This window comes from Halopseudomonas nanhaiensis (assembly GCF_020025155.1).
GTDB lineage: Bacteria > Pseudomonadota > Gammaproteobacteria > Pseudomonadales > Pseudomonadaceae > Halopseudomonas > Halopseudomonas nanhaiensis.
The window spans coordinates 2,765,273-2,791,209 of the sequence record NZ_CP073751.1 but is presented as its reverse complement, the minus strand read 5'-3'; the positions used below and the strand labels follow the sequence as shown (position 1 = coordinate 2,791,209).

General features: G+C 61.1%; 24 protein-coding genes. 15 read left to right on the top strand and 9 right to left on the bottom strand.

What is annotated here, in order from left to right; translation table 11 throughout:
• Nucleotides 1-10: 10 nt before the first annotated feature.
• Nucleotides 11-931, bottom strand: coding sequence for a histone deacetylase family protein (locus KEM63_RS12680; protein ID WP_223652172.1), 921 nt, complete (start codon nucleotides 929-931; stop codon nucleotides 11-13).
• A 206-nt stretch (nucleotides 932-1,137) separates the two neighbouring features.
• On the opposite strand from KEM63_RS12680, the gene tesB reads away from it, so the two are divergent.
• The 4 genes from tesB (at nucleotide 1,138) to KEM63_RS12660 (ending at nucleotide 5,778) form a co-directional block, all read left to right on the top strand.
• Complete coding sequence (gene tesB / locus KEM63_RS12675) at nucleotides 1,138-2,001, top strand: acyl-CoA thioesterase II (RefSeq protein ID WP_223652170.1); 864 nt, start codon at nucleotides 1,138-1,140, stop codon at nucleotides 1,999-2,001.
• A gap of 1 nt (nucleotide 2,002) precedes the next feature.
• On the top strand, nucleotides 2,003-2,614 hold the full coding sequence (locus tag KEM63_RS12670; protein WP_223652168.1) for an HAD family hydrolase: 612 nt from the start codon (nucleotides 2,003-2,005) through the stop codon (nucleotides 2,612-2,614).
• A 156-nt stretch (nucleotides 2,615-2,770) separates the two neighbouring features.
• Complete coding sequence (locus KEM63_RS12665; protein ID WP_223652167.1) at nucleotides 2,771-3,697, top strand: HDOD domain-containing protein; 927 nt, start codon at nucleotides 2,771-2,773, stop codon at nucleotides 3,695-3,697.
• Between the two features lie 44 nt (nucleotides 3,698-3,741).
• Nucleotides 3,742-5,778, top strand: a complete 2,037-nt coding sequence (locus KEM63_RS12660) for an LTA synthase family protein (RefSeq protein WP_223652165.1) — start codon at nucleotides 3,742-3,744, stop codon at nucleotides 5,776-5,778.
• Between the two features lie 14 nt (nucleotides 5,779-5,792).
• Here KEM63_RS12660 and nadC read toward each other — a convergent pair whose 3' ends face one another.
• Both nadC and KEM63_RS12650 read right to left on the bottom strand, forming a co-directional pair.
• Nucleotides 5,793-6,641 carry a carboxylating nicotinate-nucleotide diphosphorylase gene (gene nadC / locus KEM63_RS12655; protein ID WP_223652163.1) on the bottom strand — a complete coding sequence of 283 codons (849 nt, stop codon included), beginning with the start codon at nucleotides 6,639-6,641 and terminating at the stop codon, nucleotides 5,793-5,795.
• Nucleotides 6,642-6,731: 90 nt separating this feature from the next.
• On the bottom strand, nucleotides 6,732-8,096 hold the full coding sequence (locus tag KEM63_RS12650) for an alanine/glycine:cation symporter family protein (RefSeq protein WP_223652161.1): 1,365 nt from the start codon (nucleotides 8,094-8,096) through the stop codon (nucleotides 6,732-6,734).
• 374 nt (nucleotides 8,097-8,470) lie between these two features.
• Here KEM63_RS12650 and KEM63_RS12645 point away from each other — a divergent pair, with 374 nt between their 5' ends.
• From KEM63_RS12645 to KEM63_RS12630, 4 genes are all read left to right on the top strand, one after another.
• Nucleotides 8,471-10,789 (top strand): DUF1631 domain-containing protein, encoded by a 2,319-nt coding sequence (locus tag KEM63_RS12645; RefSeq protein ID WP_223652160.1) that lies wholly within the window; start codon nucleotides 8,471-8,473, stop codon nucleotides 10,787-10,789.
• A gap of 62 nt (nucleotides 10,790-10,851) precedes the next feature.
• Entirely contained in the window at nucleotides 10,852-11,424 is a 573-nt protein-coding gene (ampD, locus tag KEM63_RS12640; protein WP_223652159.1) for a 1,6-anhydro-N-acetylmuramyl-L-alanine amidase AmpD, read from the top strand.
• Entirely contained in the window at nucleotides 11,424-12,242 is an 819-nt protein-coding gene (gene ampE / locus KEM63_RS12635; protein ID WP_223652158.1) for a regulatory signaling modulator protein AmpE, read from the top strand. Before ampD ends, ampE begins: the two co-directional genes overlap by 1 nt.
• Before the next feature lie 177 nt (nucleotides 12,243-12,419).
• Nucleotides 12,420-14,438, top strand: a complete 2,019-nt coding sequence (locus KEM63_RS12630; RefSeq protein ID WP_223652157.1) for a methyl-accepting chemotaxis protein — start codon at nucleotides 12,420-12,422, stop codon at nucleotides 14,436-14,438.
• A gap of 12 nt (nucleotides 14,439-14,450) precedes the next feature.
• On the opposite strand, the gene KEM63_RS12625 is transcribed toward KEM63_RS12630, so the two are convergent.
• The 3 genes from KEM63_RS12625 to KEM63_RS12615 all read right to left on the bottom strand — a co-directional run bounded on the left by KEM63_RS12625 (nucleotide 14,451) and on the right by KEM63_RS12615 (nucleotide 16,975).
• On the bottom strand, nucleotides 14,451-15,023 hold the full coding sequence (locus tag KEM63_RS12625) for a cob(I)yrinic acid a,c-diamide adenosyltransferase (protein ID WP_223652155.1): 573 nt from the start codon (nucleotides 15,021-15,023) through the stop codon (nucleotides 14,451-14,453).
• 72 nt (nucleotides 15,024-15,095) lie between these two features.
• Nucleotides 15,096-16,013: a 2-dehydropantoate 2-reductase gene (locus KEM63_RS12620; RefSeq protein ID WP_223655882.1), complete on the bottom strand. Its 918-nt coding sequence runs from the start codon at nucleotides 16,011-16,013 to the stop codon at nucleotides 15,096-15,098.
• Entirely contained in the window at nucleotides 16,010-16,975 is a 966-nt protein-coding gene (locus KEM63_RS12615) for a GGDEF domain-containing response regulator (protein WP_223652153.1), read from the bottom strand. Before KEM63_RS12615 ends, KEM63_RS12620 begins: the two co-directional genes overlap by 4 nt.
• A 109-nt stretch (nucleotides 16,976-17,084) precedes the next feature.
• Here KEM63_RS12615 and KEM63_RS12610 point away from each other — a divergent pair, with 109 nt between their 5' ends.
• From KEM63_RS12610 to KEM63_RS12600, 3 genes are all read left to right on the top strand, one after another.
• On the top strand, nucleotides 17,085-17,570 hold the full coding sequence (locus KEM63_RS12610) for a YajQ family cyclic di-GMP-binding protein (protein WP_223652150.1): 486 nt from the start codon (nucleotides 17,085-17,087) through the stop codon (nucleotides 17,568-17,570).
• A 38-nt stretch (nucleotides 17,571-17,608) separates the two neighbouring features.
• Nucleotides 17,609-18,454, top strand: a complete 846-nt coding sequence (locus KEM63_RS12605) for a mechanosensitive ion channel family protein (RefSeq protein WP_223652148.1) — start codon at nucleotides 17,609-17,611, stop codon at nucleotides 18,452-18,454.
• Between the two features lie 175 nt (nucleotides 18,455-18,629).
• The gene (locus tag KEM63_RS12600; protein WP_223652146.1) at nucleotides 18,630-19,145 is read left to right on the top strand and encodes a hypothetical protein; all 516 of its coding nucleotides are present in this window, start codon (nucleotides 18,630-18,632) and stop codon (nucleotides 19,143-19,145) included.
• Nucleotides 19,146-19,205: 60 nt separating this feature from the next.
• Here KEM63_RS12600 and KEM63_RS12595 read toward each other — a convergent pair whose 3' ends face one another.
• Both KEM63_RS12595 and KEM63_RS12590 read right to left on the bottom strand, forming a co-directional pair.
• A complete protein-coding gene (locus KEM63_RS12595; RefSeq protein ID WP_223652144.1) occupies nucleotides 19,206-20,576 on the bottom strand; it encodes an AmpG family muropeptide MFS transporter in 1,371 nt (456 codons plus the stop codon).
• Between the two features lie 27 nt (nucleotides 20,577-20,603).
• Entirely contained in the window at nucleotides 20,604-20,951 is a 348-nt protein-coding gene (locus KEM63_RS12590) for an MGMT family protein (RefSeq protein WP_223655881.1), read from the bottom strand.
• A gap of 52 nt (nucleotides 20,952-21,003) precedes the next feature.
• On the opposite strand from KEM63_RS12590, the gene KEM63_RS12585 reads away from it, so the two are divergent.
• The gene (locus tag KEM63_RS12585) at nucleotides 21,004-22,011 is read left to right on the top strand and encodes a DUF481 domain-containing protein (RefSeq protein WP_223652142.1); all 1,008 of its coding nucleotides are present in this window, start codon (nucleotides 21,004-21,006) and stop codon (nucleotides 22,009-22,011) included.
• 30 nt (nucleotides 22,012-22,041) lie between these two features.
• Here KEM63_RS12585 and KEM63_RS12580 read toward each other — a convergent pair whose 3' ends face one another.
• Nucleotides 22,042-22,800, bottom strand: coding sequence for an SDR family oxidoreductase (locus KEM63_RS12580; protein WP_223652140.1), 759 nt, complete (start codon nucleotides 22,798-22,800; stop codon nucleotides 22,042-22,044).
• Nucleotides 22,801-22,966: 166 nt separating this feature from the next.
• Between KEM63_RS12580 and KEM63_RS12575 the strand changes: the two genes are divergently transcribed.
• The 3 genes from KEM63_RS12575 (at nucleotide 22,967) to groL (ending at nucleotide 25,602) form a co-directional block, all read left to right on the top strand.
• Nucleotides 22,967-23,407 (top strand): FxsA family protein, encoded by a 441-nt coding sequence (locus KEM63_RS12575; protein WP_223652138.1) that lies wholly within the window; start codon nucleotides 22,967-22,969, stop codon nucleotides 23,405-23,407.
• A 201-nt stretch (nucleotides 23,408-23,608) separates the two neighbouring features.
• Nucleotides 23,609-23,902, top strand: coding sequence for a co-chaperone GroES (locus tag KEM63_RS12570; RefSeq protein WP_093394287.1), 294 nt, complete (start codon nucleotides 23,609-23,611; stop codon nucleotides 23,900-23,902).
• A gap of 56 nt (nucleotides 23,903-23,958) precedes the next feature.
• Nucleotides 23,959-25,602: a chaperonin GroEL gene (gene groL, locus KEM63_RS12565; protein WP_223652136.1), complete on the top strand. Its 1,644-nt coding sequence runs from the start codon at nucleotides 23,959-23,961 to the stop codon at nucleotides 25,600-25,602.
• Nucleotides 25,603-25,937 lie beyond the last annotated feature (335 nt).

The following is a 25,937-nucleotide window of genomic DNA, read 5'->3' as shown; positions in this document are numbered from 1 at the left end:
GGACGGGAGTTTACCCCAATCCCCGCGCGTGCCAAATGTCACTGGCTGTGTGGTGCAGAATGCCGTGACGGCGGGCCAGTGCCGACCGATCCTTGTCATAGCCCCCGCCGATGACTGCGCATACCGCAATGTCGCGACCCAGGCATTGCTCGATCACCAGCCGATCGCGCCGGGCAATGCCCGTATCGGTCAGATTCAGGTAGCCCAGCGCGTCGTCGCGGTGCACATCGACGCCAGCGTCGTAGAGCACCAGGTCCGGCTGGTAGAGCGGCAGCAGGTAATCCAGGGTCTGCTGCAGAACCTGGCAGTAGCCTTCGTCATCCAGTCCGCGGGGCAGAGGGATGTCCCAGTCGCTCTGAGCCTTGCGCGCCGGAAAGTTGTTTTCGCAGTGCAGCGATACCGTGATCGCATCGCTGTCGTGTTCGAGTATCCGGGCGGTGCCATCGCCCTGATGCACGTCGCAGTCGAGTATGAGCACCCGTCGGACCCTGCCGGCGGCCAACAGATAGCGGCTGATGATCGCCAGGTCGTTGAAGATGCAGAAACCCGACGCGAAGTCGTAATGGGCATGGTGCGTGCCGCCCGCCAGATGGCAGGCCAGGCCGTGCTCCAGTGCGAGCTGCGCAGTGAGTACCGAACCGCCAACCGCCCGCGTGGTGCGCTGCCAGAGCTGCTCGCTCCAGGGCAGACCCATACGTCTGATTTCATCGCGACTCAGGTCATTGAAGTGAAAGCGTTCAACGTAACCCCGGTCGTGCGCCAGTGCGAGCAGATCATCATCGGCTCGCTGGGCACAGTGCAGGTTGCCATCGCTCAGCAACCCGGTGCCGCGCAGGTGATCGTGAAGCAGCACGAACTTTTCCATCGGAAAGCGATGTGCGGCGGCGAAGGTGAAGCTGTACTCGGGGTGATAGACCAGCGGCAGGTTCATGGTGAGTCCGGCTGCTCCGTGAAGGAAAAGGCCGAGTATGGGCGAGCAGGCGAGCGATCGCCAGGCAGGCCCGCCGGTCTAGGCGGCGTCAAGGCTGCCGAAAATGTCTCGGCAGGGTACACTCCCCGCAATGAATGCTGCGACGGTCCGTCGCAGTCGAGGCTATGGTTATTCCGGCGCTGTCCGGAAGTGGTTGAGGATGCACGATGACGCAAATGCTGGACGATCTGGTTAGCCTGCTGGCGCTGGAGAAAATCGAGGAAACGCTGTTTCGCGGCCACAGTCAGGATCTGGGCTTCAAGCAGCTGTTCGGCGGTCAGGTGCTCGGTCAGGCGCTGTCGGCAGCCAGCCAGACCGTGGACCCGCAGCGCCACGTCCACTCGGTGCACGGCTATTTTCTGCGGCCCGGTGATGCGCGCATGCCGATCGTCTACCAGGTCGATCCGGTCCGCGACGGTGCCAGTTTCACAACTCGGCGGGTGCAGGCCATTCAGAAGGGCAAGCCGATCTTCACCATGATCTGCTCTTTCCAGGGGTACGAGGAAGGGTACGAGCATCAGGCAAGCATGCCCGATGTGCCTGGGCCCGAGGATCTGCTGAATGAAACCGAGCTGACTCGCAAGTATCAGCATCTGATTCATGAGAAGGTGCGAGACAAGGTGCTGGTCGACAAGCCGATCGAGATCCGCCCGGTCGGCGTGTTCAATCCGTTCGACCCCAAGCCAGCCGAGCCGCGTCGTTTCATGTGGCTGCGCGCTGACGGCAACCTGCCGGATGATCCGCCGCTGCATCGCTACCTGCTGGCCTACGCCTCGGACTTCCACCTGCTGGGAACAGCGTTGCAACCCCATGCGGTGTCCTCATGGTCGCCCAACATGCAGATCGCCAGCCTCGACCACGCGGTCTGGTATCACCGTCCGCTCAGAATGGACGATTGGCTATTGTACGCCATGGACAGCCCGTCCTCGGCCGGCTCTCGGGGGCTTTCACGCGGGCAGATCTTCAACCGCCAGGGCGAACTCGTGGCGTCGGTGACGCAGGAATCGCTGATGCGCAATCTGAATCAATAACATGAACGGCATCCGCGGCTGGGTTTTCGACCTCGACGGTACCTTGACGGTGGCACAGCATGACTTCCCGGCGATCCGCAGGGAGCTGGGCATTCCTGCCGAGTTCGATATTCTCACCCACATCGCCGCGCAGCCCGAGCCCTCGCGCAGCGAGTTATCGGAGCGACTCGATGCCATCGAGAATCGGCTTGCCGAGGCCGTGCAGCCGGCGCTGGGTGCAGCACAACTGATCCGCTATCTGCATGGTCGCGGCGACCGGCTGGCAATCCTGACCCGCAATATTCGCTCGGTCGCCTTGTCATCATTGCGTACGCTCGGCGTAGCGGACTGCTTCGACGATGCTCACGTGCTTGGCCGCGACGAAGCGCTGCCCAAGCCCGATCCGGACGGCATCCTGCAGATGCTCGATCGCTGGCAGCTGAACCAGGCGGACGTGGTCATGGTGGGTGATTTCCGCTTTGACCTCGAAGCGGGCCGCGCTGCAGGTTGCCGTACCTGTCTGATCCATCCCGACAATCAGTGGCCGGAGCTGGCGGACTGGCATATGCGCGACTGCCACGCACTCCTCGACAGCCTGGGTGGCAGCGCCGCGGCAAGCTATTCGACAGACTGAATGTGCTGGCGCTCGCCGGCATGCAGGCCCGACTGTATGATGCGGCATCAAAGCGCTACTACCGGATGCCGCCTCATGTGGACCCGCTTCAAGGCTCTCTTTGCATCACCGCGCCGGCCTCCGGCCATGTCGCCCCACTCCAGGGCCGGCAGCTCCTTGCAAGCCAGTACTGCGGAGCACCCGGCGGATGACATTCAACGGGCCTTCCTGGGATTGCTGCTGGGCGTACATTCGCCATTGCCACTGGCGCTCAATCGGTTCGAACTCGCGGCGATACGGCGGCTCGACAGTCTGGCCGATTCCGATCTCAATGATCACGCGCTGGTCCCGCGTCTGCCTGCGATTCTTCCGCGATTGATGACCAGCTTCCGCGACCCGGCGACCTCGTCGAGAGAGTTGGCTGACCTGGTCGGCCGCGATCTGGTGTCGGTGAGCGAAGTCATGCGCCTGGCAAACAGCCCGTTCTACCGGCGTTCCAGTGAGGCAAAGACGCTCGAGCAGGCTGTGCTGGTGCTTGGCCAGCGGGGCCTGCGGCAGATGATGGCTAATGTCATGCTCAAGCCTGTCTACAATTCTCAGCGAGGTCACTTCAGCACCATCGCCGCCCCGTTGCTCTGGGAGCAGGCGGAAAAGACCGCAGCAGTCAATGCGGCGCTGGCGCGTGCCAACGATGAGACGGATGAATTTTCCGCGTATCTGGCTGGCCTGTGCAGCAACCTGGGCCTGCTGATCGGAGCCCGTGTGCTTGATGGCTTGTTCGATGGCAGCGAAACCCCGAGCAGCGAGCTGTTCCGTGAGCAGTGGCTGCAAGCCGCCCGCAGGCTGACTGCCGCAGTGGCGCGGGCGTGGGATTTTCCCGACGCGACGCAGCAGGCACTGGCCGGGTTGCAGAAGCAATCGGGCGTTCGGTTGCCTGCACCCAGCCAGCAGTTGTACAGTGCCGAGCGCTTCAGCCAATACCATGGCCTGTTGAGCCGCGGGCGGCTGCCCGGCGGCGTCGACATGGCCTTCTCACAGATGGCGCCGGCAGAGCACTTTTCCATAGCGATGCAGACCCTGGCGCGTTTCGAGCGCCGGGACTGAGTGGTGCCGGCCGAAGCGAAACACGATTGAATCAAGGAGCGGTCATGGGCTGGTTGCGATCTCGGCGTCTGCACTATTTTCTCGGTGGCGTGGCCATCATCTTCATGTTGCTGCTGCTGCTGCGGGCGGTATTTCTGTTCGGCTTCTCCGCCGTTACGCCAGGCGTAGAGCAGTCCTGGTCGCTGGTTCTGGAAACCCTGGGGATCGGCGTGCGTTTCGACCTGCGCCTCGCGATTCTACTGATGCTGCCGGTGATGCTGCTCGCCTGGCTGCCGGTCTGGAACAGCCTGCGCTCTTCGCTGCTGCGCTGGATCGGGCGAATCTATCTGATCGTTGCGCTGGCCGTGGTGCTGCTGCTGTACATCATCGACTTTGGCCACTATGCCTACCTCGGGGTACGCCTGAATGCCTCGGCGCTCAAGTTCCTCGCCGACGCGCAGATCTCTCAACAGATGCTCTGGGAGACCTATCCGGTAGTCTGGATCACCCTGGCGTGGCTGGCGCTGCTGCTGATCTGCGCCGGCGCGCTGATCGGACTCGAGCGGTTGACCTTCAATCGACCGGCTATCCGCATAGGGCTGTGGTCGCGGATCTGGGGCAGCAGTCTTATGGTCGTTCTGGTGTTTCTGGCAATCCTCGGCCGCTACACCAATATCAATCTGGAAAATCCTGTTCCGCTGCGCTGGAGTGATGCCTTCTTTTCCGGCGACAGCCAGTTGGGTGCGCTGGGGCTGAATCCGGTCATCTTCTTCTACGACACCATGGGTGTGCCGCAGGAACGCTACGATCTTGATCAGGTTCGTCGTCACTATCCTCAGGTGAGCCAGTATCTCGGCGTGGCCGAGCCGGACATCGAGACGCTTCCATTGGCGCGGCAGGTGCCGCTGCAACCGCATCGCCTGACCGCCGAGCAACGTCCCAATGTCGTCTTCGTCATGCTCGAGTCATTGGGTACCACAGCGGTCGGGGCCTATGGCAACCCGCTGCAGCCAACGCCGAATCTGGACCGGCTGGCCAAGCAGAGCTGGTTCTTCCGTCACTTCTACGTGCCGGTCACCGGAACCGCGAAAACGGTGTGGGCGAGCATCACTGGCATTCCAGACGTGTCGCGCCAGGAAACCGCCACGCGCAACCCGCTGATCACCAATCAGCACACGCTGATCAACGCGCTTGAGGGGTACCACAAGGTCTACACCATTGGCGGCAATTCGGGCTGGGCGAACATGAACGCGCTGATCCGTCAGAGCATCGACGGCGTCAAGCTGTATGAGGAAGGCGGCTGGAAGGCGAAGAACGTCGACGTATGGGGTATCTCCGATCTCGACCTGTTCAAGGAAACTGACCAGATCCTGCGCGATCTGCCCCGGGACAAGCCATTCTTTGCCTACATCCAGACTGCAGGGCACCACCGCCCGTACACCATCCCGAAGGAAAACGATGGCTTCCAGGTCATCGACCGCACGCTGGAGGAGGTACAGGCAGCCGGTTCGCAAAGCGTCGCTCAGTACAACGCCGTGCGACTGCTAGACTTCAACATCGGCCGTCTCATGGAGCTGGCTGAAGAGGGTGGTTATCTGAATAACACCATCTTCGTCATGTTTGGCGACCACAACACGCGGATCGCCAATATCGACTACATGAAGCCGGCATTCGAAAAGCTCGGTCTGGAAAGCAACAACGTACCGCTGCTGATCTATGCACCCGGGTTGTTGCAGCCACGCGAGTTCGAGGAAGCGGTCGGGCTGGCAGATCTGCTGCCGACAATTACCTCACTGCTGGGCTATGAGTACGAGAATCGCACGATGGGACGTGATCTCCTGCAACCGGCCCCTGAGGGCGAGCGGGTCGTGCCGCTGGTGCTGCGTGAAGGAACGTTCCCGCTGATTGGCGCGGTGACCCAGGACTTCCTTCTTCAGATGAACTACGACGGGACCGAGCCGAGCCTGCATGATCTGGACTCGGACACGCCGCTGGACAACGTCGCGGAGGCGCATCCGGAAGAGTATCGGCGGTTGTTGCCGCTGGCTCGCGGATTATACGAGACTTCGCGTTACATGCTTTACGAGAACGTGCGCGACTAACATTGCGCACCGCTTCACATGCTCAGTCGCATCGACAGGTCGACAGCCTTGATATCCTTGGTCAGGCTGCCGATCGAGATGTAGTCGACCCCGGTCTCGGCGACACTGCGCAGGTTGCTCTCGGTAATGCCACCGGACGCTTCCAGCTTGGCGCGCCCGGCGGTGATCTCGACCGCTGTGCGCATATCGGCATCGCTCAGTTCATCCAGCATGATGATATCCGCGCCGGCCTCCAGCGCCTGGCGCAGTTCATCCAGGCTCTCCACTTCCACCTCTACCGGCTTGCCCGGCGCAATGACATGGGCCTGCTGTATTGCCTGGGCGATACCGCCGCAGGCTGCGATGTGGTTCTCCTTGATCAGAAATGCGTCGTACAACCCGATCCGATGGTTGTCGCAGCCGCCGCAGGTGACGGAATACTTCTGTGCCATCCGCAGGCCCGGGAGCGTCTTGCGCGTATCCAGAAGGCGCACGCCGGTACCCTCAACCAGATGGGCGAAATAGCGGCTGCGCGTTGCGGTAGCGGATAGCATCTGCAGGAAGTTCAGCGCGCTGCGCTCGGCGGTCAGCAGGGCACGGGCCGGTCCACGCAGGATACAAAAAGGATCATTGGGCTGCAGTCGGTCGCCATCGGCGGCGCGCCACTCCACCGCTATCGCCGGACTCACCTGGCGGAAGACTTCGTTCGCCCACGCGGTGCCGGCAAGGGTCGCCGGCTCGCGGCTGATGATGGTGGCGGACGCCTGTCTCTCGGCGGGAATCAGCGCTGCGGTGATGTCGCCGCTGCCGATGTCCTCGGCCAGTGCGCGGGCCACGTCATCGCGAATCGTCGCCTGCAGACTGTCGAGGGTGAGGTTCGGCATGGGAGCTCTCGTCGCGTATCGGATGATGGCGGCGAGTATAACCGATCAACATGAAAATACCCGCCCGGGACCGGGCGGGTAGCTGACGGGTCAGCGCTTGAAGCTGTTGGCCGGATCGTTGAAGTAATCGCGAGCCAGTTTGAATACCACTGGGCTGAGCAGCAGCAGTGCGATCAGGTTGGGGATGGCCATCATCGCGTTCAGTGTATCGGCGACCAGCCACAGACTGCCCAGATCGATTCCCGGCAGCGTGCCAAGGGGAATGGCGATGATCCACAGCACGCGAAACGGTATGTTGGACTTCTCGCCAAACAGGAACTGCGTGCACTTTTCCCCGTAAAAGCTCCAGCCGATAATGGTGGTGAAGGCAAAGATGGCCAGACCGATACTGACGATGTACTGCCCCCAGCCGCCCGGCAGACCTTCGTTGAAAGCGTACGCCGACAGCGATGCACCGTTCTCACCGCTCTGCCAGGCGCCGGTCACCAGGATCACCAGACCGGTGATCGAGCAGATGACGATGGTATCAATGAAGGTGCCCAGCATGGCCACGGTGCCCTGACGGATCGGGTTGTTGGTTTGAGCCGCTGCGTGGGCGATAGGTGCACTACCCAGACCAGCCTCGTTGGAAAACACGCCGCGCGCCACACCGAAGCGGATGGCGGCCCAGATGGTCGCACCGGCGAAGCCGCCCGCTGCAGCGATGGGATTGAAGGCGTGATAGAAGATCAGCCCGAATGCATCAGGGATGCGGTCGGCATGCATGATCAGAATGATCAGGCCGCCACCCACGTAAAACAGCGCCATGATCGGCACCAGCTTGCCGGCGACGTCACCGATGCGCTTGATGCCGCCGATCAGCACCAGCGCAACCAGTACGGCAATGACGATGCCGGTCACCAGCGGCTGCACGCCAAAGGTGCTTTCCAGCGCGTCTGCGACAGAGTTGGACTGGATGGTGTTGCCGATGCCGAATCCGGCCAGCATGCCGAATACCGCGAACAGTACCCCCAGCCACTTCCATTTCGCGCCCAGACCGTTCTTGATGTAGTACATCGGACCGCCGACGTGGCGACCATGCGCGTCCTTTTCACGAAAGTGCACGGCCAGCGAGGCTTCGCAGAACTTGGTCGCCATGCCGACCAGGGCGATCAGCCACATCCAGAACAGCGCGCCCGGGCCGCCAAAGAACAGTGCAGTAGCCACGCCGGCAATGTTGCCGGTGCCTACCGTGGCGGACAGTGCAGTCATCAATGCGTTGAAAGGGCTGATGTCACCGTCCTCGGTGCTCTTTCGACCGCGCCATAGCATCTTGAAGCCGTACACCAGCTTGCGCTGCGGGATGACCTTCAGCCCGAGGGTCAGATAGAGTCCCGTACCGGCCAGCAGGGCCAGCATTGCCGGGCCCCAGACAACACCGTTGATGGCGTTGATAGCGCCAATGAGTGATTCCATTAATGCAGCTCTCCAGAGTTGTTATAGTTCGACGGCGCCGCTGTCCTTGGGCAGCAAAACGCGGCTAAGGGACTGACCATGCTGGACTTTTGCAGGCCATCCGCAAGCTGACAACAGCATGGACGGCTTGGCTGTTCGCGGCCTGCCTGTGATCGTCGAATTGTTACATGAATGCGTCGAAACCCGCGGTGTGCGCCCGTGAGCGTCTATTCTGTGATCTACGTCGACAATCAGGATGAAAGAACTGGCACGAAATCAAAATTCTGTATACTGCGAATATTGACGCCAGATAATCGTCGGAAAATGGAAGGACGCTCAGGAACGAGCAATCAGGCGCCGCTGAAAGACAAGTGACACTTGTCCGGAGATCAGTCATGACACAGGATCGGAAAGTCGTTCCCATCGCGCCAGGGAATAATCGTGCGGGAATGGGCAGTGGCCGTGCGCTGCAGCTGCCAGCACCTTTGGTTCCGGTCCGTGAGCACGCCCTGGTGTTCTTCAAGTCTGCGCTTGGCGAGCTGTTCGATAACGCCGACGACAGTCTTTTTGAAATGGCCGACAAGGCCGGCAGCAACACCGAACAATCCATGTACTTCGAGGCGATGCGGCAGATTCGCCTGCAGCGCCATGCGCTTGAGCGCACCTGTCTGAATAGTCTCATGACGCTGCTCGACGAGATGAATCAGAGCGAGCGGCCCCAGCCGCCGGCTAGCTCGGCATTTGAGCTCGACAGCCTGTCACTCGTTCAGCACGATGACCTGGAGCAGACGGTGGCTCTGGATGGCATGGTCGGTCGCGCGTCACTGCGTAACCGCGCCGCGCTCAGTCATCTGGCAACGCGCATGAACAGTCTGATCAAGTCGCAGATTGACGACCGCAGCAATCCGCTAGGGCCCGGTTCGCTTGCCGACATTTTCGTACAGGGCTACGCACCGCTGGGTCTGAACATCAAGGTCAAGCTGATCGTCCTCAAGCTCTTCGAGCGCTATGTGCTCAACCGTGTCGACAACCTCTATGAAGACGCCAACGGTCTGCTGATCGGCGCCGGTGTGATGCCAGACCTGAAACTCAGCGGCGTCCCGGCGCAGCCGGCTAGAAGCGGACACGGCGGCAGCCGTGGACAGGGCGCTGGCGGGGAGGGTGCTGCAACCGGTGGCGATAACGAGCAAGTGCTGTCCATGTTCAGCGAGCTTATCGGCAGCTGGCGCCACGCCAGCGGCGATGTGGCACTCTCCGGCCTTGGCTCCAGCGGCGGTACGCCGATGCAGACTCAGGAGCTGCTCGGCTTGCTGTCCCGGTTGCCGGGCGAGAACAGCGGCACGCGCTCGATCCGCGATCTTCGCCAGGGCCTGCATCAGGCTCTAGACCGTCAGCGCCACGAGACTGGACAGGTGCGCAGCGTGGCGCGGGTAGACGACGACGTCATCAGTCTTGTTTCCATGCTGTTCGACTTCATTCTCGATGACCCGAATTTGCCCGCTGCGCTGAAGGCACTGGTCGGGCGTCTGCAGCTGCCGCTGTTGCGCGTTGCCATCGCCGACAAGAGTTTCTTCAATCGATCGGGCCACCCGGCTCGACGGCTGTTGAACGAGATAGCCCGCGCAACCATGGGCTGGAGCGATCAGGACGATCTGCGCAAGGATCAGTTGTACAACCTCCTCGAAGGCATCGTTGGCAAGCTGCTCGATGATCCTGCGCCGACCTCTCAGGTGTTCGAGCGGATGCACGATGAGCTCGCGGACTTCGTTCGTGTCGAGCAGCGCCGCTCCGAGCGTCTCGAACAGCGCACGCGTGATGCCGAAGAGGGCCGCGCCAAGGTCGACGCTGCGCGGCGCGAGGTGGGCCTGGAGCTCAACCGACTGATGGTCGGCCGGACGCTGCCGGTGTTTGTTGTCGACCTGCTCCGAGACACCTGGAGCCCGGTCATGCAGATCACCTGGCTCCGGGAAGGTGCTGACTCCTCAGCCTGGAAGGATGTCGTCACTACTGCCAGGCGCACCCTCGACTCGGTGGAGCCTCTGGGCAGCAGCAGTGCAGCCGAGCGCGTCGCGCTCAATGAGCGGGTGATCCGTGCCCTGCGCAATGGCTTGCTACTGATTGGTCAGGACGAGGCTCAGAGTGCACCGCTGCTCGATCGCCTGGCGTTGCTCCAGCAGAGCATCCTGCCGGTGGCAGATAGCCAGGTTGTTCGTACTTCGCCGCCGGCCGATCTTGCCGAGCCCGCTCCGTCTTACCTTGCCGATGCTGGCGAGCCGCAGCCTGCGGTGGAGACGCAGGTTGCTCCGACCCCGCCGGTGAACAAGGTCGTCGAGGCCGACTTCCAGCCTGTGCTGGTAGCCGAGCCAGTGATGGAAGCGCCCCCTGCTCAGCCGGAAGTACAGACTATCGATGATCTGCCGAGCGTCAGCGCTTCTGCCTGGGTCGATGCTCTGCACCCTGGCTCGTGGTTCGAGTTGGTGATCGCCGAAGGACAGCCGGCGCAGCGCTGCAAGCTCGCGGCCATCATCAGCTTCAGCGGCAAGTACATTTTCGTCAATCGTAACGGCATGAAGGTGGCGGAGTTCACCCAGCCGGCGCTGCATCGCCATTATGACGCCGGTCTGGTCCGTCTGCTGAATGACAACCAGTTGTTCGACCGGGCGCTGGAGTCGGTCATCGGCAATCTGCGCAAGCTGCAGTCCACCCGTACCTGACAGGCAGATGCGTCCTGCATCGCCGCCTGCTAGCATAGGCTTTTGCTTGGCGGCAGACGGGTATGATGCAGGTAGCGGACGATGGCTGGGTCGAGGGGGTGCTGCGGTGTCCCTCAGCGCATTTCAATGAGCGTCCGGTAGGCGAGACGGTTTCGCTGCTGGTGATCCACAATATCAGCCTGCCGCCGGGTCAGTTCGGCGGTGGCCATGTGCAGGAATTCTTCACCGGCCATCTCGATCCGGATGTTCATCCCTATTTCGCCGGAATCGTTGCGCTTCGCGTATCCGCGCATTTTCTCATCGAGCGTACCGGCAGTCTCACTCAATTCGTTTCCTGCCTGGATCGCGCCTGGCATGCCGGGGCTTCGCACCATGGCGGGCGTCCGGACTGCAACGACTTCTCCGTAGGCGTCGAGCTGGAGGGAACGGACGACACGCCGTTCACCGATGAACAGTACGCCACGCTAACCCGCCTCAGCGACGCGCTCATGCGCCGCTTTCCCGAGATTACGCCCTACCGGGTTACCGGACACGAGCATATCGCACGCGGCCGCAAGACCGATCCGGGCGTGTGTTTCGACTGGCGCCGCTATCTGTGTTCACTGCCCCGGCCGCACAACGAGACCGGTCGCTGATGAATTTTCTGACGCTGTGCATCACGGCGCTGGTCTGTTGGGGCACGCCCTGGCGCACCGGGTTGCCTTCAGACCCGGTCGGACGCTGGGTCGACAAGTCAGCGGATCTGGCAGATGGCCGGCCTCGCTTCGCGGTGATCTGGCTCGGGTTGGCAGTCGCCCTCCCGCTGTTACTGCTGATTGCAGCACTCTGGCTGATTGAGGGCGTGGCCTACGGTCTGCTTACGCTCGCCCTGCATGTGGTGATGCTGCTGGCCTGCGTCAGTCGCAAGGACCCTCTGGGTGCGATGAGCCGCTCGATCGAGCGCGCCTGGCAGCGCGGCGATCAACAGGCTGCTGCGCTCATAGCCGAGCGGGATTGGTCGATTCGGGCCGAAAACACTGAGGAGCTCGGCAAGGTGGTACGGGGGCATCTCGGGCTTGAAGCATTACGCGGCTATTTCGTTCCGGCGTTCTGGTACCTGTTGCTGGGGCCTGTTGCCGCGCTGGGCTACGCACTTGCCCGCAGTGCAAGCGAGCGCGCCAGAGACGGGAGCACGGCTGCCGCGGAGGCGGTGCAGGCGCTTGACTGGCTGCCGCTACGCCTGCTGGGAATGAGTCTGGCCGTGGTAGGGCGGTTCCGGGCGACGTGGGAATGTCTGCGTCGCCGCTTCACCGACTGGGATACCCCATCCAGCCAGGTGGTCGGCGAGCTGATCGAAGCCTCGCTGGGCCCGGTCGCCGAAGCCACGTCGCATTTCTCAGCCACCCGCCGGCTACTCCTGTACGCCCTGCTGGTGTGGGCGGTTTTCATCGCTTTCCTCTCGCTCGTCGGCTAAAGAACCCTGCGCTGCCGCCGATAGCATCAGTATGAGACAATCCGATTGATGGCGATAAGGCATCATATAGCCTTCGTCTAGAGATTGACCTGCCGCCCCGTCAGCATTGGCGCGTGGCAACCCGTCCGTCCGGTTTTCCCAGTCAGCCGGCGCGACAGAATTACGAGGAGAGCGGATGTGATGAGTTTTCTGGCGCCAGCGATCGCGTTGATGAACCGGCTCGGTTACGGGATGAAGTTCTGTCTGATCAGCATGCTGTGCTTCGTGCCCCTGATCATCATCAGCGGCATGGTGGTTCAGCAGGCCTATGAGCGCGTGCAGATGACCCAGCACGCGCTGGACAGCATGGCGTTACTACGTCAGACCAGCCAGTTGCTCCGTGATGCCGAGACGCTGCGGGATCTGGACATGGTCCTCGATCAGCTCAGCCAGGGCGAGCATGCGGCGGAACTCGAAAGCCGCACACAGACGCTGCGCAATCAGGTGGTTGATGCGCTCAAGGCACTCCCCCTGGATCCGGGTAGTGAGGGCACGCGGGACCTCATCGCCAAGCGTGACGAGCTGGTAGCCAGCTACACCCGTATCGGAACGGAGTCGGTACGCAACCGTGGGTCGCTGTCGGCCCAGGCGTTCGGCGAAGCCGCTTCGTTGCTGAGCTTTGCCGCTGCCTATGCCGGGCTGCCGCAGGACTATGATCGCAACGTACGTCAACTTAACGATCTACTGATCAACGTCACGCCCCAGGTGACCCAGGCGATCGGCCAGGGCCGTGCCGTCGGCGCCTATTCAATGGGGCTGGGCTACCTCAATTCCGATGCCAGTCGCGCTATGGATGACCTGATCGAGGTGCTTCAGCGACTCTCGGCGGACTATGAGCAGATTCTCGGACTCGCGCTGGCAGATCCGGCGTTGGCGTCGTTGCAGCCGGTGGCGCGGGAGAGTCTGGCGACCCTGGCAGCCAGCCAGGTGCTGTTCGAAGAGGAAATCGTGCTTGCCAACGCGCTTGAAGGGAGCTGGTCGGCCTATTTCCAGACCATCACCGGTGAGATCGACAAGACCTACGCGTTGAATCAGGAAATCTTCAACTCGCTGGAGCTGGTGCTCGATCAACGTCTGGGCAAGAACACTCAATCAATGGTCGGACTGATCATTGCCCTGGTGGTGGTGCTTGCACTGATCGTCTATCTGTACCTCGGCTTCTATGTCGCGACCCGCCGGACGCTGAGCCGACTGTCTGCTCTGATGAACCAGGTAGCCGGCGGCGACATGACCGTGCGTGTCGAGGTCGACAGCCGGGACGAGCTGGGCGCGCTTGCCCGCGAGTTCAACGATACCGTCAGCCGCATCCGCGGGTTGATTCAGCAGGTCAGTGAAACCTCCGGACAGGTGCAGGACCAGTCGCGTCAGGTCGAAGGTGTCGCTGCAGAGAGCAGCCAGGCCGTCGCTTCACAACGCAGCCAGATTGAGCAGGTCGCTACTGCGATGAACGAAATGGCCGCTACCTCGCAGGAGGTTGCGCGCAGTGCCGCGCTGGCGGTGACCAATGCCGAGCGGGTCAATGCCGAAACCCTCGATGGACAGAGGCTGGTCGCTTCCTCCGTGCAGGGTATCGAAAAGCTGGCTGGGGAAATCGACAACTCGGTCAAGGTGATCAACCGGTTGGCCGACGACAGCGCCTCGATCAGTCGTGTGCTGGACGTCATCAAGGGCGTCGCCGAACAGACCAATTTGCTCGCCTTGAATGCGGCGATCGAGGCTGCGCGGGCCGGAGAGCAGGGCCGTGGATTCGCTGTGGTCGCCGACGAGGTGCGGACACTGGCGCGCCGCACCCAGCAATCGACCGAAGAAATCGAACAGATGATCGTACGGCTGCAGGACGGCGTGGGCGCTGCAGTCAAGGCCATGGGCAGCAGTCACAGCATGACCAGTGCCACGGTCGACGCTTCGCAGAAGGTGCGCGCCGCGCTGGACAATATCCTCAGTGCAGTCAATCTGATCGTCGACCAGAGCCAGCAGATCGCCGCTGCGGCCGAAGAGCAGACGGCGGTCAGCCATGATATCGATCAGAATATCGTGGAGATCAACCATGCAGGCGAACGCACCGCCGCCGGTGCGGTGCAGGCTGAGCAATCCAGCGGCCGGATGACGCAGCTGGTGACCGAGTTGCAGCGGATCATCAGCGCATTCCGCGTCTGACTCCGCAGCGGCTCAAGCCTCGCCGGTGGGGCGGGGCTTGGGCTGCCAGAGCACCTCAGGAGTGCCCTGCAGCCGGGCTATCGAACGCGCGATCACGAACAGCAGGTCCGATAGCCGATTGAGGTAAATCCGGGCCTGCTGATTGACATCTTCCAGCCCGGCCAGCGTCAGATAGCGTCGCTCTGCACGTCGGCAGACGCTGCGTGCCAGGTGTGCCAGCGCTATGGCTTCCGAACCCCCGGGCAGAATGAAATTCTTCAGTGGCTCGAGCTCGGCGTTATACGCATCGATCTCCGCCTCCAGCGCCGCAACGTCAGCGGCGTCGATGATCTGCTGACCAGGTACTGCCAGTTCTCCACCCAGGTCGAACAGCCGATGCTGGACAGGCTCAAGTGTCTGGCGAACCGGCTTCAGCTCCGGTGCATGCAGCGCGGCGAGCAGTAGACCGATCTGGCTGTTCAGCTCGTCCACGCTGCCCATGGCTTCCACACGGGGATGGTCCTTGCCCAGCCGCCGACCATCAGCCAGTCCCGTCTCGCCGGTATCGCCGGTGCGGGTGTACACCTTGCTTAATCTGAATCCCATGTGCGCCTGCTCTCCAGTGACTGAACGATGCAAAGCGCAAGCCTAGCGATAAAGTACCGCTACGCCTAGGGTTCACCGACTGGGCAGTCCTCGGAAAGCCAGTAGTGAAAGCAGATCGGCGTAAAGCGCTTCCAGATGAGGAAGCGAAAGGCCTGCCTCGCATGCGGAGCGGCAGGCGAATCCCAGCAGGTAGTCGATTTCCGTACGTCTGCCCGCGGCCACATCCTGGCGCATGGAAGAGCTATTGGCAGCGGTTCGCTCGATCACATCCTGTACGGTCCGGGGCAGGCGCCTCGCGACGTCGGGCATGCCGTTCGCCGTAAGCAACTGCTGCAACTCATCGAGCAGGCTCGGCAGGCGCGGGCCGGCCCTGGCTGGCACCAGGCCATTGGCACAATCATGAAGCGCCGTGAACGGGTTGATCGCGCAATTGACTGCGAGCTTTTCCCACAGCACCGGTAGTATGTCTGGCTCCCACTGACAGGTGAAGCCGCTGGCGCGCAGGGACGCAAGCCAGTCCGGCTCAGGAAGGCCACGCGGGTCACCCACGCGCGTCAATCCCTTGCCGGCCCAGATCACGGTCTGGCTGTCGGCCAGCCAGGCACCGTCGGTCACACTTGCAAACAGGATCCTTTGCGCAGGTAGCAGGTCACACGCGGCCTGTTGTGAGCCCAAACCATTTTGCAGCAACAGGATATCGCTGGACGGATGCAGTCGATGGGCGATGCTGCGCAGCGCATCGGTTACCGAATACGCCTTGGTCGCCAGCACCAGTCGGTCGATCGGCCCTGATGACATCGCAGGCTCAGCCGGAATTGTGAAAACCTGTTCGCCTGCGGAATCGCGCAGGCTGACCGATGCACCCAGGCGTTGCCATTTCGCCGACGCTTCACCATCACGCAGAATCATTCGGCACGCGAGGCCGGCGGCGGTCAGCCTGGCTGCCCAGAGCAGGCCCAGGCTGCCGGCACCGAGAACGTGAAACATCAGACAGTGAGCGGCCGGCGCACTTCGGTGATGAGATTGGTGGCGTAGGCTTCTTCCAGATGCTGCTCGACCGAGCTCAGCAGCTGCTCGGCCTCAGGTAGCTCCTGATTCGATTTGACAGCGCCAACGGCCATCCCGGCACGAACCGACAGATAACCCTCGCTGGTCTTGAACGCCTTCAGGTTCAATCCGTCATGCAGCCGCCGGAAACTCTGCGGTTTGCAGTCGTGCGGGTCGTCGGCCAGGGTGACGATGGCAAAGGTGTTCGAACCGACCCGTGCGATGACGTCGGTCGGCCGTACCAGTTGTTGCAGCCGCCGGGCGATGCCACGCAGCAGCTCGGTCTGCACTGCCTCGCCGAAGCGGCCACCCATTTCATCAAGGTTCTGCACGCCAAGTACCAGCACGCAGCAGGCGCCCCCACGGGTATCAATGCTGCGAATCGCATCTTCGAGCCGCTGCACTAGATAACGCCGATTCCCCAGCGCGGTCAGGCTGTCGACCATATTGTGCGATTCGAGTTGGGCATTGTTGCTGGCCAGGAGGCGGTTTTCGTCGAGCAGACGGTTGATCAACTGCGTGGTGCGATCGGCAGCGAATATCCGCGGAAGAAGCTGTTCATTCATGGACGACTTGCTGATGAAGTCATCAACGCCCCGGTCGAAGGCTTCACCGAGCACATTGTCACCTTCGCGCGCGGTAAGCAGAACAACATAGGTGTAGTGTCCGCTCTGTTCGTCGGCCTGCCTGACCCGTGTGGTCAGTTCGAGCCCATCCATTTCGGGCATCAGCCAGTCAGCCACCATGACGCTGGCAGGACGCTGCTCGTGCATCGTCAGCGCGTCCATGGCAGAGCTGGCGAAGCGGATATCCGCGTAGCCGGCCTGGGTCAGGTTATGACCTATGACCGCACTACTGAACTTGGTATCGTCCACCACCATGATGCTGAGTTGTGGATTGGGCATAGCTTTGCTCCCTGCAGCTTGGACTCTGGCAAATGTCGTTATAATGCCACGAGCATATCCGTTCTTTTGCTGGTTTTGTCATAAAAAAACACTAAATCCGAGGTAACGCATGCCATCTTTCGATGTGGTGTCCGAACTGGACAAACACGAAGTCACCAATGCCGTCGACAATGCCATGAAAGAGCTCGACCGTCGCTACGATTTGCGCGGAAAGGGCGAATTCGAATTCAAGGAGAAAGATCTCACGGTCAACATCACGGCCGACGCTGATTTCCAGCTCGAGCAGATGCTCGAAATCCTCAAGCTCAGCCTGGCCAAGCGCAAGATCGATATCCAGTGCATGGAGATCAAGGATGCGTTTGCGTCGGGCAAGCAGGTGAAGCAGGATGTCGTGCTCAAAGAAGGCATCGACAAGGAGCTGGCGAAGAAAATCGTTGCTCGCATCAAGGAATCGAAGATCAAGGTTCAGGCGGCTATTCAAGGCGAGCAGGTACGGGTCACCGGCAAGAAGCGGGACGATCTGCAGGAAGCCATGGCGCTGCTGCGTGGGGCCGATTTCGAGATGCCGTTGCAGTTCAACAACTTTCGTGACTGAAGCGGCGCAGGATACACAGGTTATAAAAGGGAAGACTGATGAATGATGTGATCGTCCAGCTGGAGGAACTACAAGAGGCGTGGTTACCGCTGGTACTGCAATACGGTAGTCAGGTGCTGCTGGCTCTGGTGACCCTGCTGGTCGGCTGGTGGATTATCGGCCGGTTCACTTCCGGCGTTCAGGCGCTGCTGGAAAAGCGCGCAGTAGATCGCACCCTGCATGGTTTTATCGGCACGCTGGTAGGCCTCGGGCTGAAGATTCTTCTGGTGGTCAGCGTCGCCGGAATGATCGGCGTCGAGACGACCTCGTTCATCGCGCTGATCGGTGCTGCCGGCCTGGCAGTGGGTCTGGCCTTGCAGGGCAGTCTGGCCAATTTCGCTGGCGGCATGCTGATCCTGATGCTGCGTCCTTTTCGGGCCGGTGAATACATCGAAGCTCAGGGCGTGGCAGGCACGGTGGACAGCATCCAGATATTCCACACCGTACTCAAGAGTCCTGACAACAAGACCATCATCGTGCCCAACGGCAGTCTGTCCAATGGCAATGTGATCAACTATTCTCGCCAGCCCACCCGTCGGGTCGATCTGAACATCGGAATCGACTACGGTGACAGCGTCAAGCAGGCGCGCGAGATTCTGCTTGGTCTGGCCCAGGCGGACGAGCGAGTGATGAAGGATCCTGAGCCTGCTGTATGGCTGGTAGCGCTGGGCGAGAGCTCGGTCGATCTCTCCTTGAGGATGTGGACCAGGACCGAGGACTATTGGGGCGTCTACTGGAGCATCATCGAGTTGGCCAAGGAACGATTCGACGAGGAAGGTATCACCATACCGTTCCCGCAGCGGACCTTGTACCTGCAGTCCGAGGCCGTCGCCGACGACCGGTAAAGGAATGTATAAACTCAATAAAAACCCAGCCTTAGCTGGGTTTTTTTGTGTTATTTGGTACGTCCGTCAGAAAAGCGTCGATATAGGTTGAACGCGTCAGGGTGAGGCTTGTCACTTGGTACAGCGATGCAATTGGGTGTCGCGCCTACCAATCAATAGTGAGAGGGGCAACCTCATGAAAAACCTTTTTAAAACATCGATGCTCGTCGCCGCTATGGTCCCTGCCATGGCAATGGCCGAACCCATGACTGGCGGCCAGGAAATCACCCTGAGTGGTGCCGGCAGCAGCGACAAGGATTTCGACAGCACCGTGCTGTCAGTCCAGGGCAGCTGGGGTCAATATCTGAGCGAGAGCTCCCTGTGGGGCGTGCGTCAGACCATCAACGCGCGTGACAGCGAAGGCGAGAGCGTCATGTTCGACGGTTCGACCCGCGTGTTCTACGACTACATGTTCGGAGACGGTCCGGCTCGTCCGTTTATCGGCGCCAGCATCGGTGGTCTGTACGGCGAGCAGGTCGATGAGACCTTCATGGGTGGGCCTGAAATCGGCATCAAATACTGGGTCCAGGACAACACCTTCATCACCGGCATGATGGAATATCAGTTCCTGTTCAAGAGCGGCAGCGATGCACGTGACAGCTACGACGATGGCGCGATCTTCTACAGCGTGGGTCTCGGTTACAACTTCTAACCGATCGTCGTGATGAAAAGGGCGCCTTCGGGCGCCCTTTTTTGTGTCGGTTACGGTCTGTCAGTCGATCCCCGGGCGGCGAGCACGGTCCGGGTGAGCGTGACGTAACAGCAGAAATGCCAGCACGATGGCCGGCACGCCGGTGAACGCCGTCAGCGTGAAAAAGCCTACCCAGCCCACATTCGCTGCAAGCAGGCCGGTGAAGCCGGCAGCGAACTGCCCGGGCAACGTCATGAGCGAGCTGAACAAGGCGTACTGTGTGGCCGTATAGGCGGTGTTGGTGAGACTCGACAGGTAGGCGATGAAGACCGAGATCGCCAATCCGCCGGTGATGTTATCGGCCACGATCGCCAGCACCAGCCCATAGCTCTGCGGGCCTATGTGCGCTAGCCAGGCGAAGGCGATGTTGGTCGCTGGCGCCATGAAGGCGGTGGCTATGAGCATTGGCGCAATACCGTAGCGCGCTACCAGCAGGCCGCCCAGCGCTGCGCCCGCCAGCGTCATGGCAAGTCCGAAGGCGGCGGCGATGTTGGCGATTTCGGCCTTGGTAAAGCCCAGATCCAGATAGAACGGGTTGGCCATGACGCCCATGAAGATGTCGCTGATGCGGAAGGTCGCGATGAACGCCAGAATCAGCAGGGCCGTCTTTCCATAACGCTGGAAGAATTCAGCGAACGGGCAGATCATCGCGCCAATGAACCATGCGGTCAGGTCACGTTGCCAGCCGGTATGTTCGGTGCTGGCAAGATAGCGCTGAACACGCTCCTCAAGCTGGCTGGTCTGTTCGGATATGCGTACAGACGGCTCGGCGATCACCAGCGTGGTCACCACACCGATGCCCATCAGTCCTGCCATGACCGTGTAGGCCAGCGTCCAGCTGTCCATGCTCGCCAGGTGAAGCGCACCTGCGCCGGCTGCCAGGATCGCCAGGCGATAGCCAGTCACGTACGTGGCTGCCATGGCAGCCTGGCGATGCTTGGCCTCTGCCTCGACCCTATAGGCGTCAATGGCGATGTCCTGTGTGGCCGATCCGAAGGCGGTCAGTACGGCAAACACGGCGATGAGACCCAGATGCTCCCGTGGGTCGCTGAATGCCATGCCGAGCAAGGCGCCGACAATGACGACCTGCGACAACAGCATCCAGGCACGCCGGCGCCCGAGCAGGCGGGAGAGGATGGGGACGGGAGCGCGGTCGATTATCGGGGCCCACAACACCTTTACCGAGTAGGCGATGCCTACCCAGCTGAGAAAGCCGATGGCCGAGAGCTCGATTCCCAGGTCGCGCAGCCAGGCACCGAATGTGCCGCCCACCAGCAGCAGGGGCAGACCAGCCGAGAACCCGAGAAACAGCATGCCGATAACGCGCGGCTTGAGGTAGACCTGCCAGCCTTCGCTGGGCAGCTCGGCCGGTCGGGCCTGGTCTTCAGTCATGGGAATCCTGTTGAAAGAGACGGGCGGTCAGTCCGGCCAGCCGTAGCGTTTCATGTCGATGCGCCGGTTGCGAATGACAACACCTTCTGCAACCAGCCGTTGAAATTGTTCCTGCCCAGCCGGCGAATCAGCCGGCAGCGATAACCGTCCCTGACTGTTGACGACCCGATGCCAGGGCAGCGTCGACCCCGGCGGCAACTCCCCCAGCCAGCGACCCGCCAGGCGCGCGCCGCGGCCGAGTCCGGCGAGACTTGCCAATACGCCGTAGCTGCATACGCGACCCGCTGGAATGCTCGACAGCGCGGCCCAGAATGCTTCTTTTGCAGGGCCGGATACCGTTCGGCAATCCGTTTCCGTGGCGGGTAGTAATCGCATGTCAGGCATGGATAATGGCGCTCTTGTCGAATTCGTCTCACAAGGTTGTCCCATGTTTTACCGCCTCATTGCCGCGCTGGCTTTGGTCTTTGCGCCATTAGCCATTGCCGATACCGTCTGGCTGGACAACGGCGACAGGATAACCGGACGAATCGAATTACTCGATAGGGGCCGACTGGTGGTTACTACCGAGTTCGCCGGCGAGGTCACCATTGATGTCGCCCGGGTGCGGACGCTGGAAAGTGACCGTCCGCTGCTGGTCAAGCGGGCCGATGAAGCCGAACGGGCGCTATCGATCCGACCGTCCACCATTCCGGGGCAGATTCAGGTGGTCAATGGCCTGCCCGATGCTCACGAAGTGCGCCTGACCTCCGTCGAGCAGATGATGGCGCCCCAGCCGCTGATCAAGGACTGGTTGCTGGAAGGCAACGCAGACGTTGCGATATTCCTCAAGCAGGGCCAGGTGGATGAACGTGACCTGGCGCTACGTGGCAACACCCGGATCCGCCATGGTGACTGGCGCCATTCACTGGCCGGCAACTTCGAGCGCTATTACATCGACGATGTGAAGAACCGCGACTTCTGGCAGACCGAATATGACCTGGGCTGGTTCTTCCAGGAGCAATGGTTCTGGCAGACCGCCTGGAATTACCAGCGGGATCGAATCGGCGATATCCGCCGCCGCGCGCAGTTCGGTATGGGGCCGGGTTACGAGTGGTGGAACACGACGCTCAGCCGCTTCGAAACATCCGGCCGTATTGACCACGTCAGGTTTACCGAGCGCAGCGGGGAAGAGCGGCAGTTCAATGCGCTTGGTCTGGAGTGGGACTATCGCCGGTACATGCTGGGCAAGCGATTCGAGGTCTTTCATAACGCCGAGACGCTGATTACCGGCGACCCGTCGATCCGCTATGTGATTGATGCCGAACTTGGCTTGCGCTACATGCTCAACAACTGGGCTTCGCTGAGCCTGCTGACCGAGTGGGATTACGTCGACAGTGCCAACAGTGCCAACGTCGATGAGATCCGCTATCGCTTTGGTCTGGGGGTAAGCTGGTAGGGACCGGCGCTGCCGGCCCCATGCGAGCTGTTACAGGCGCAAGCCGCCATCCAGCTCGAGGACGCGGCCGGTGTAATAGTCGTTTTCCAGAAGGTACGCTGCCGAGTGCGCGATCTCTGCCGGCTTGCCCATACGCCGGAGCGGGATGCCGGATGTCATCTTCTCCAGTGCTTCCGGTTTCATGCTTCCGGTCATCTCGGTTTCAATGAAGCCCGGCGCGATGCCGGCCACGCGAATGCCGTAGCGCGCCAGTTCCTTCGCCCAGGTCACCGTCAGTGCCGCGACGCCGGCCTTTGCAGCCGAATAGTTGGACTGGCCGATGTTGCCGGCACGCGAGATGGACGAAATATTGATGATCAGGCCCTGATTGCCCAGCTCGATCATCTTCGCCCCCACCTCACGCGTGCACAGGAATACGCCGGTGAGATTGACGTCGATCACCGACTGCCACTGTGCCAGGCTCATCTTCTGAATCTCGCCATCCTTGTTCTTGAGCAACAGACCGTCACGCAGGATGCCGGCATTGTTGATCAGGCCATTGATCGCGCCAAAGTCCTGCGCGACCTGAGCAACCATGGCCGTCACCTGCTCTTCGTTGGCGACGTTGCACACGTAGGCACGCGCCTCGATGCCGGCTGCCCGGCAGGCTGCTACCGACTCATCGAGCCGATCCTGACCCAGATCGACCAGCGCCAGCCGGGCGCCCTTGGCAGCCAGAAATTCGGCCATCGCGCGGCCAAGCCCCTGACCGCCTCCGGTGATGATGATCACGCTGTCTTTGATTTGCATGTTCCTGCTCCTGATTGCCATGCGGACTGGAAAGCCCGCAAGCATGCATGAGAACGTCGACGGAATGAATACCCGGGTCGGTATCGCTCTTGCCGCCGGGCGGAGCATGCTTGAATTCGCAGCCGTCGCCCCCATACCTGATCTTTACCGTTCCCGCGAGGTTGCAATGATTCGACTTCTTCTACTTGCCGTCCCGCTGATCGAGCTGGCCGGACTGATAATCCTCGGCCAGCGCATAGGTGTTGGTTACACGCTGCTGTGGGTGCTGGCCAGCGGTTTGCTTGGCGTAGCAGTTATCCAGCGTCACGGCTGGAGCACCTTGCAGCGCCTGCAAGAGCGCATGGCGGAGAACCGCAGCCCCTTCGGCGTGCTCAAGTCAGGCATGTGGGGCGTGGTGGCCGGTCTGCTGCTGATGTTCCCCGGCGTTATCACCGATGCGCTCGCGGTCGTCGCCTTCATCCTCGCGCTGCGTCACCGCGGGCAGGCTGGCCCAGGTGAGCCGGGTGGCCCGAAGGTGTACCGCCGCGGTGACAACAATGTGATCGAAGGTGAGTGGGAGAGCCGCGAACAGCGCGACGAGCCCGACTCCCGGATCGACAAGCATTGAAAAATTTTTGCCTCCGCGCCCTTGAAAAGCCTTTGGCCAGCCCCATTAACCCTGCACCAGTTATCGCGGGGCACCAGGATTGGTGATCCGCGCAGGACAGTGACGCGACCGCAAGGGGCGTCCTTCGGGTCGCAAGACTCGACGTTAACTCGAAACAGCCGGCAAACCGGCATTTGACATATATATGGGAGATCCAAAACGATGAAAATCCGTCCGTTACACGATCGCGTAGTCGTGCGTCGCAGCGAAGAAGAGACCAAGACCGCTGGCGGTATCGTTCTGCCCGGCTCTGCCGCAGAAAAGCCGAACACCGGCGTAGTAATCGCTGTAGGTACCGGGCGTCTGCTGGACAACGGTGATGTTCGTCCGCTGGCCGTCAAGGAAGGTGAGAAGGTGGTTTTCGGTCCCTATTCCGGTAGCAGTACCATCAAGATCGATGGCGAAGAGCTGCTGATCATGAGCGAGTCCGAAATCTACGGTGTGCTCGACAACTGATCATCGAATCGTTGACGCAACGCATCCCTTAACGAATTCAACGAAGGAAAGCGAAAATGGCTGCTAAAGAAGTTAAGTTTGGTATTCCCGCCCGTAACAAGATGCTGGCCGGTGTGAACATCCTGGCTGACGCCGTGAAGGCAACCCTGGGGCCGAAGGGCCGCAACGTCCTGATCGAGCGCAGCTTCGGTGCACCGCTGATCACCAAGGACGGCGTATCGGTTGCCAAGGAAATCGAACTGAAAGACAAGTTCGAAAACATGGGCGCCCAGCTGGTCAAGGACGTCGCCTCGCGTGCCAACGATGATGCAGGCGACGGCACCACCACCGCTACCGTCCTGGCCCAGGCTATCGTTACCGAAGGTCTGAAGGCCGTTGCTGCCGGCATGAACCCGATGGACCTCAAGCGCGGCATCGACAAGGCAACCACCGCCATCGTTGCCGAACTGAAGAACCTGGCCAAGCCCTGTGCCGATTCGCGCGCCATCGCTCAGGTTGGCACCATCTCCGCCAACTCTGATGAATCAATCGGCAAGATCATCGCCGAGGCTATGGATCGTGTTGGCAAGGAAGGCGTAATCACGGTCGAAGAGGGCTCCGGCCTGGAGAACGAGCTGTCCGTCGTCGAAGGCATGCAGTTCGATCGCGGCTACCTGTCTCCCTACTTCGTCAACAAGCCTGAAACCATGCAGGCTGAGCTGGACAACCCGTACATCCTGCTGGTCGACAAGAAGATCTCCAACATCCGCGAGATGCTGCCGGTCCTCGAAGCGGTCGCCAAGGCAGGTCGTCCGTTGATGATCGTTGCCGAAGACGTCGAAGGCGAAGCGCTGGCCACCCTGGTCGTCAACAACATGCGCGGTATCGTCAAGGTCGCGGCTGTCAAGGCGCCGGGCTTCGGTGATCGTCGCAAGGCAATGCTGCAGGATATCGCCATCCTCACCGGCGGTACCGTCATCAGTGAAGAAGTCGGTCTGAGCCTGGAAGGCGCAGCCCTCGAGCACCTTGGTCAGGCCAAGCGCGTGCAGATCAACAAGGACAACTCGACCATCATCGACGGTGCTGGCACCCAGGTGGACATCGAAGCCCGTGTGGGTCAGATCCGCAAGCAGGTCGAGGAAACCACCTCCGACTACGACAAGGAAAAGCTGCAGGAGCGTCTGGCCAAGCTGGCCGGTGGCGTTGCAGTAATCAAGGTCGGTGCTGGCTCCGAAGTCGAGATGAAAGAGAAGAAGCACCGCGTCGAAGACGCCTTGCATGCAACCCGTGCTGCAGTCGAAGAAGGCGTTGTACCTGGCGGTGGTGTGGCGCTGGTGCGCACCCTGAAGGCTATCGAAAGCCTGACCGGCGACAACGAAGACCAGACCGTAGGCATCAACCTGCTGCGCCGGGCTATCGAGGCTCCGCTGCGTCAGATCGTTACCAACGCGGGCGACGAAGCTGCGGTCGTGGTTCAGCAGGTCAAGGCCGGCGAAGGTAACTACGGCTACAACGCGGCCACCGGTGAATACGGCGACATGATCGAGATGGGTATCCTCGATCCTGCCAAGGTCACTCGCAGCGCGCTGCAGGCTGCTGCATCGGTTGCAAGCCTGATGATCACCACCGAGGCCATGGTTGCGGAGTTGCCGGAAGAGAAGCCGGCGATGCCTGACATGGGCGGCATGGGTGGTATGGGTGGCATGGGCGGCATGATGTAACAGCCCCCCGGCACGCACCACAGAGACCCGGTCCGAATGGACCGGGTTTTTTTATGGGCAAAGTTTGGTTTGTAAGAGATTGCCTACAGGGGATGTACGCGCTTGCAGACAGGAGTAGTGAGCGACTGCCGCTATTCGCCGCAGGATGTCAGCTAAGCTGTTGATTCAAAACGATAAGCACATTTTGTGCAGCGCTTCGGGGGCGGTCGGCGGGGGGTATCCAGAGCCGATTTGTAACCGTATTATTCACCCATGCACAACGGATTGTGCAGCTCGGCAGGATGCTGAGCCAGGGATACACCAGGATGGGAACGTCGGGACGACGGGACACGGAT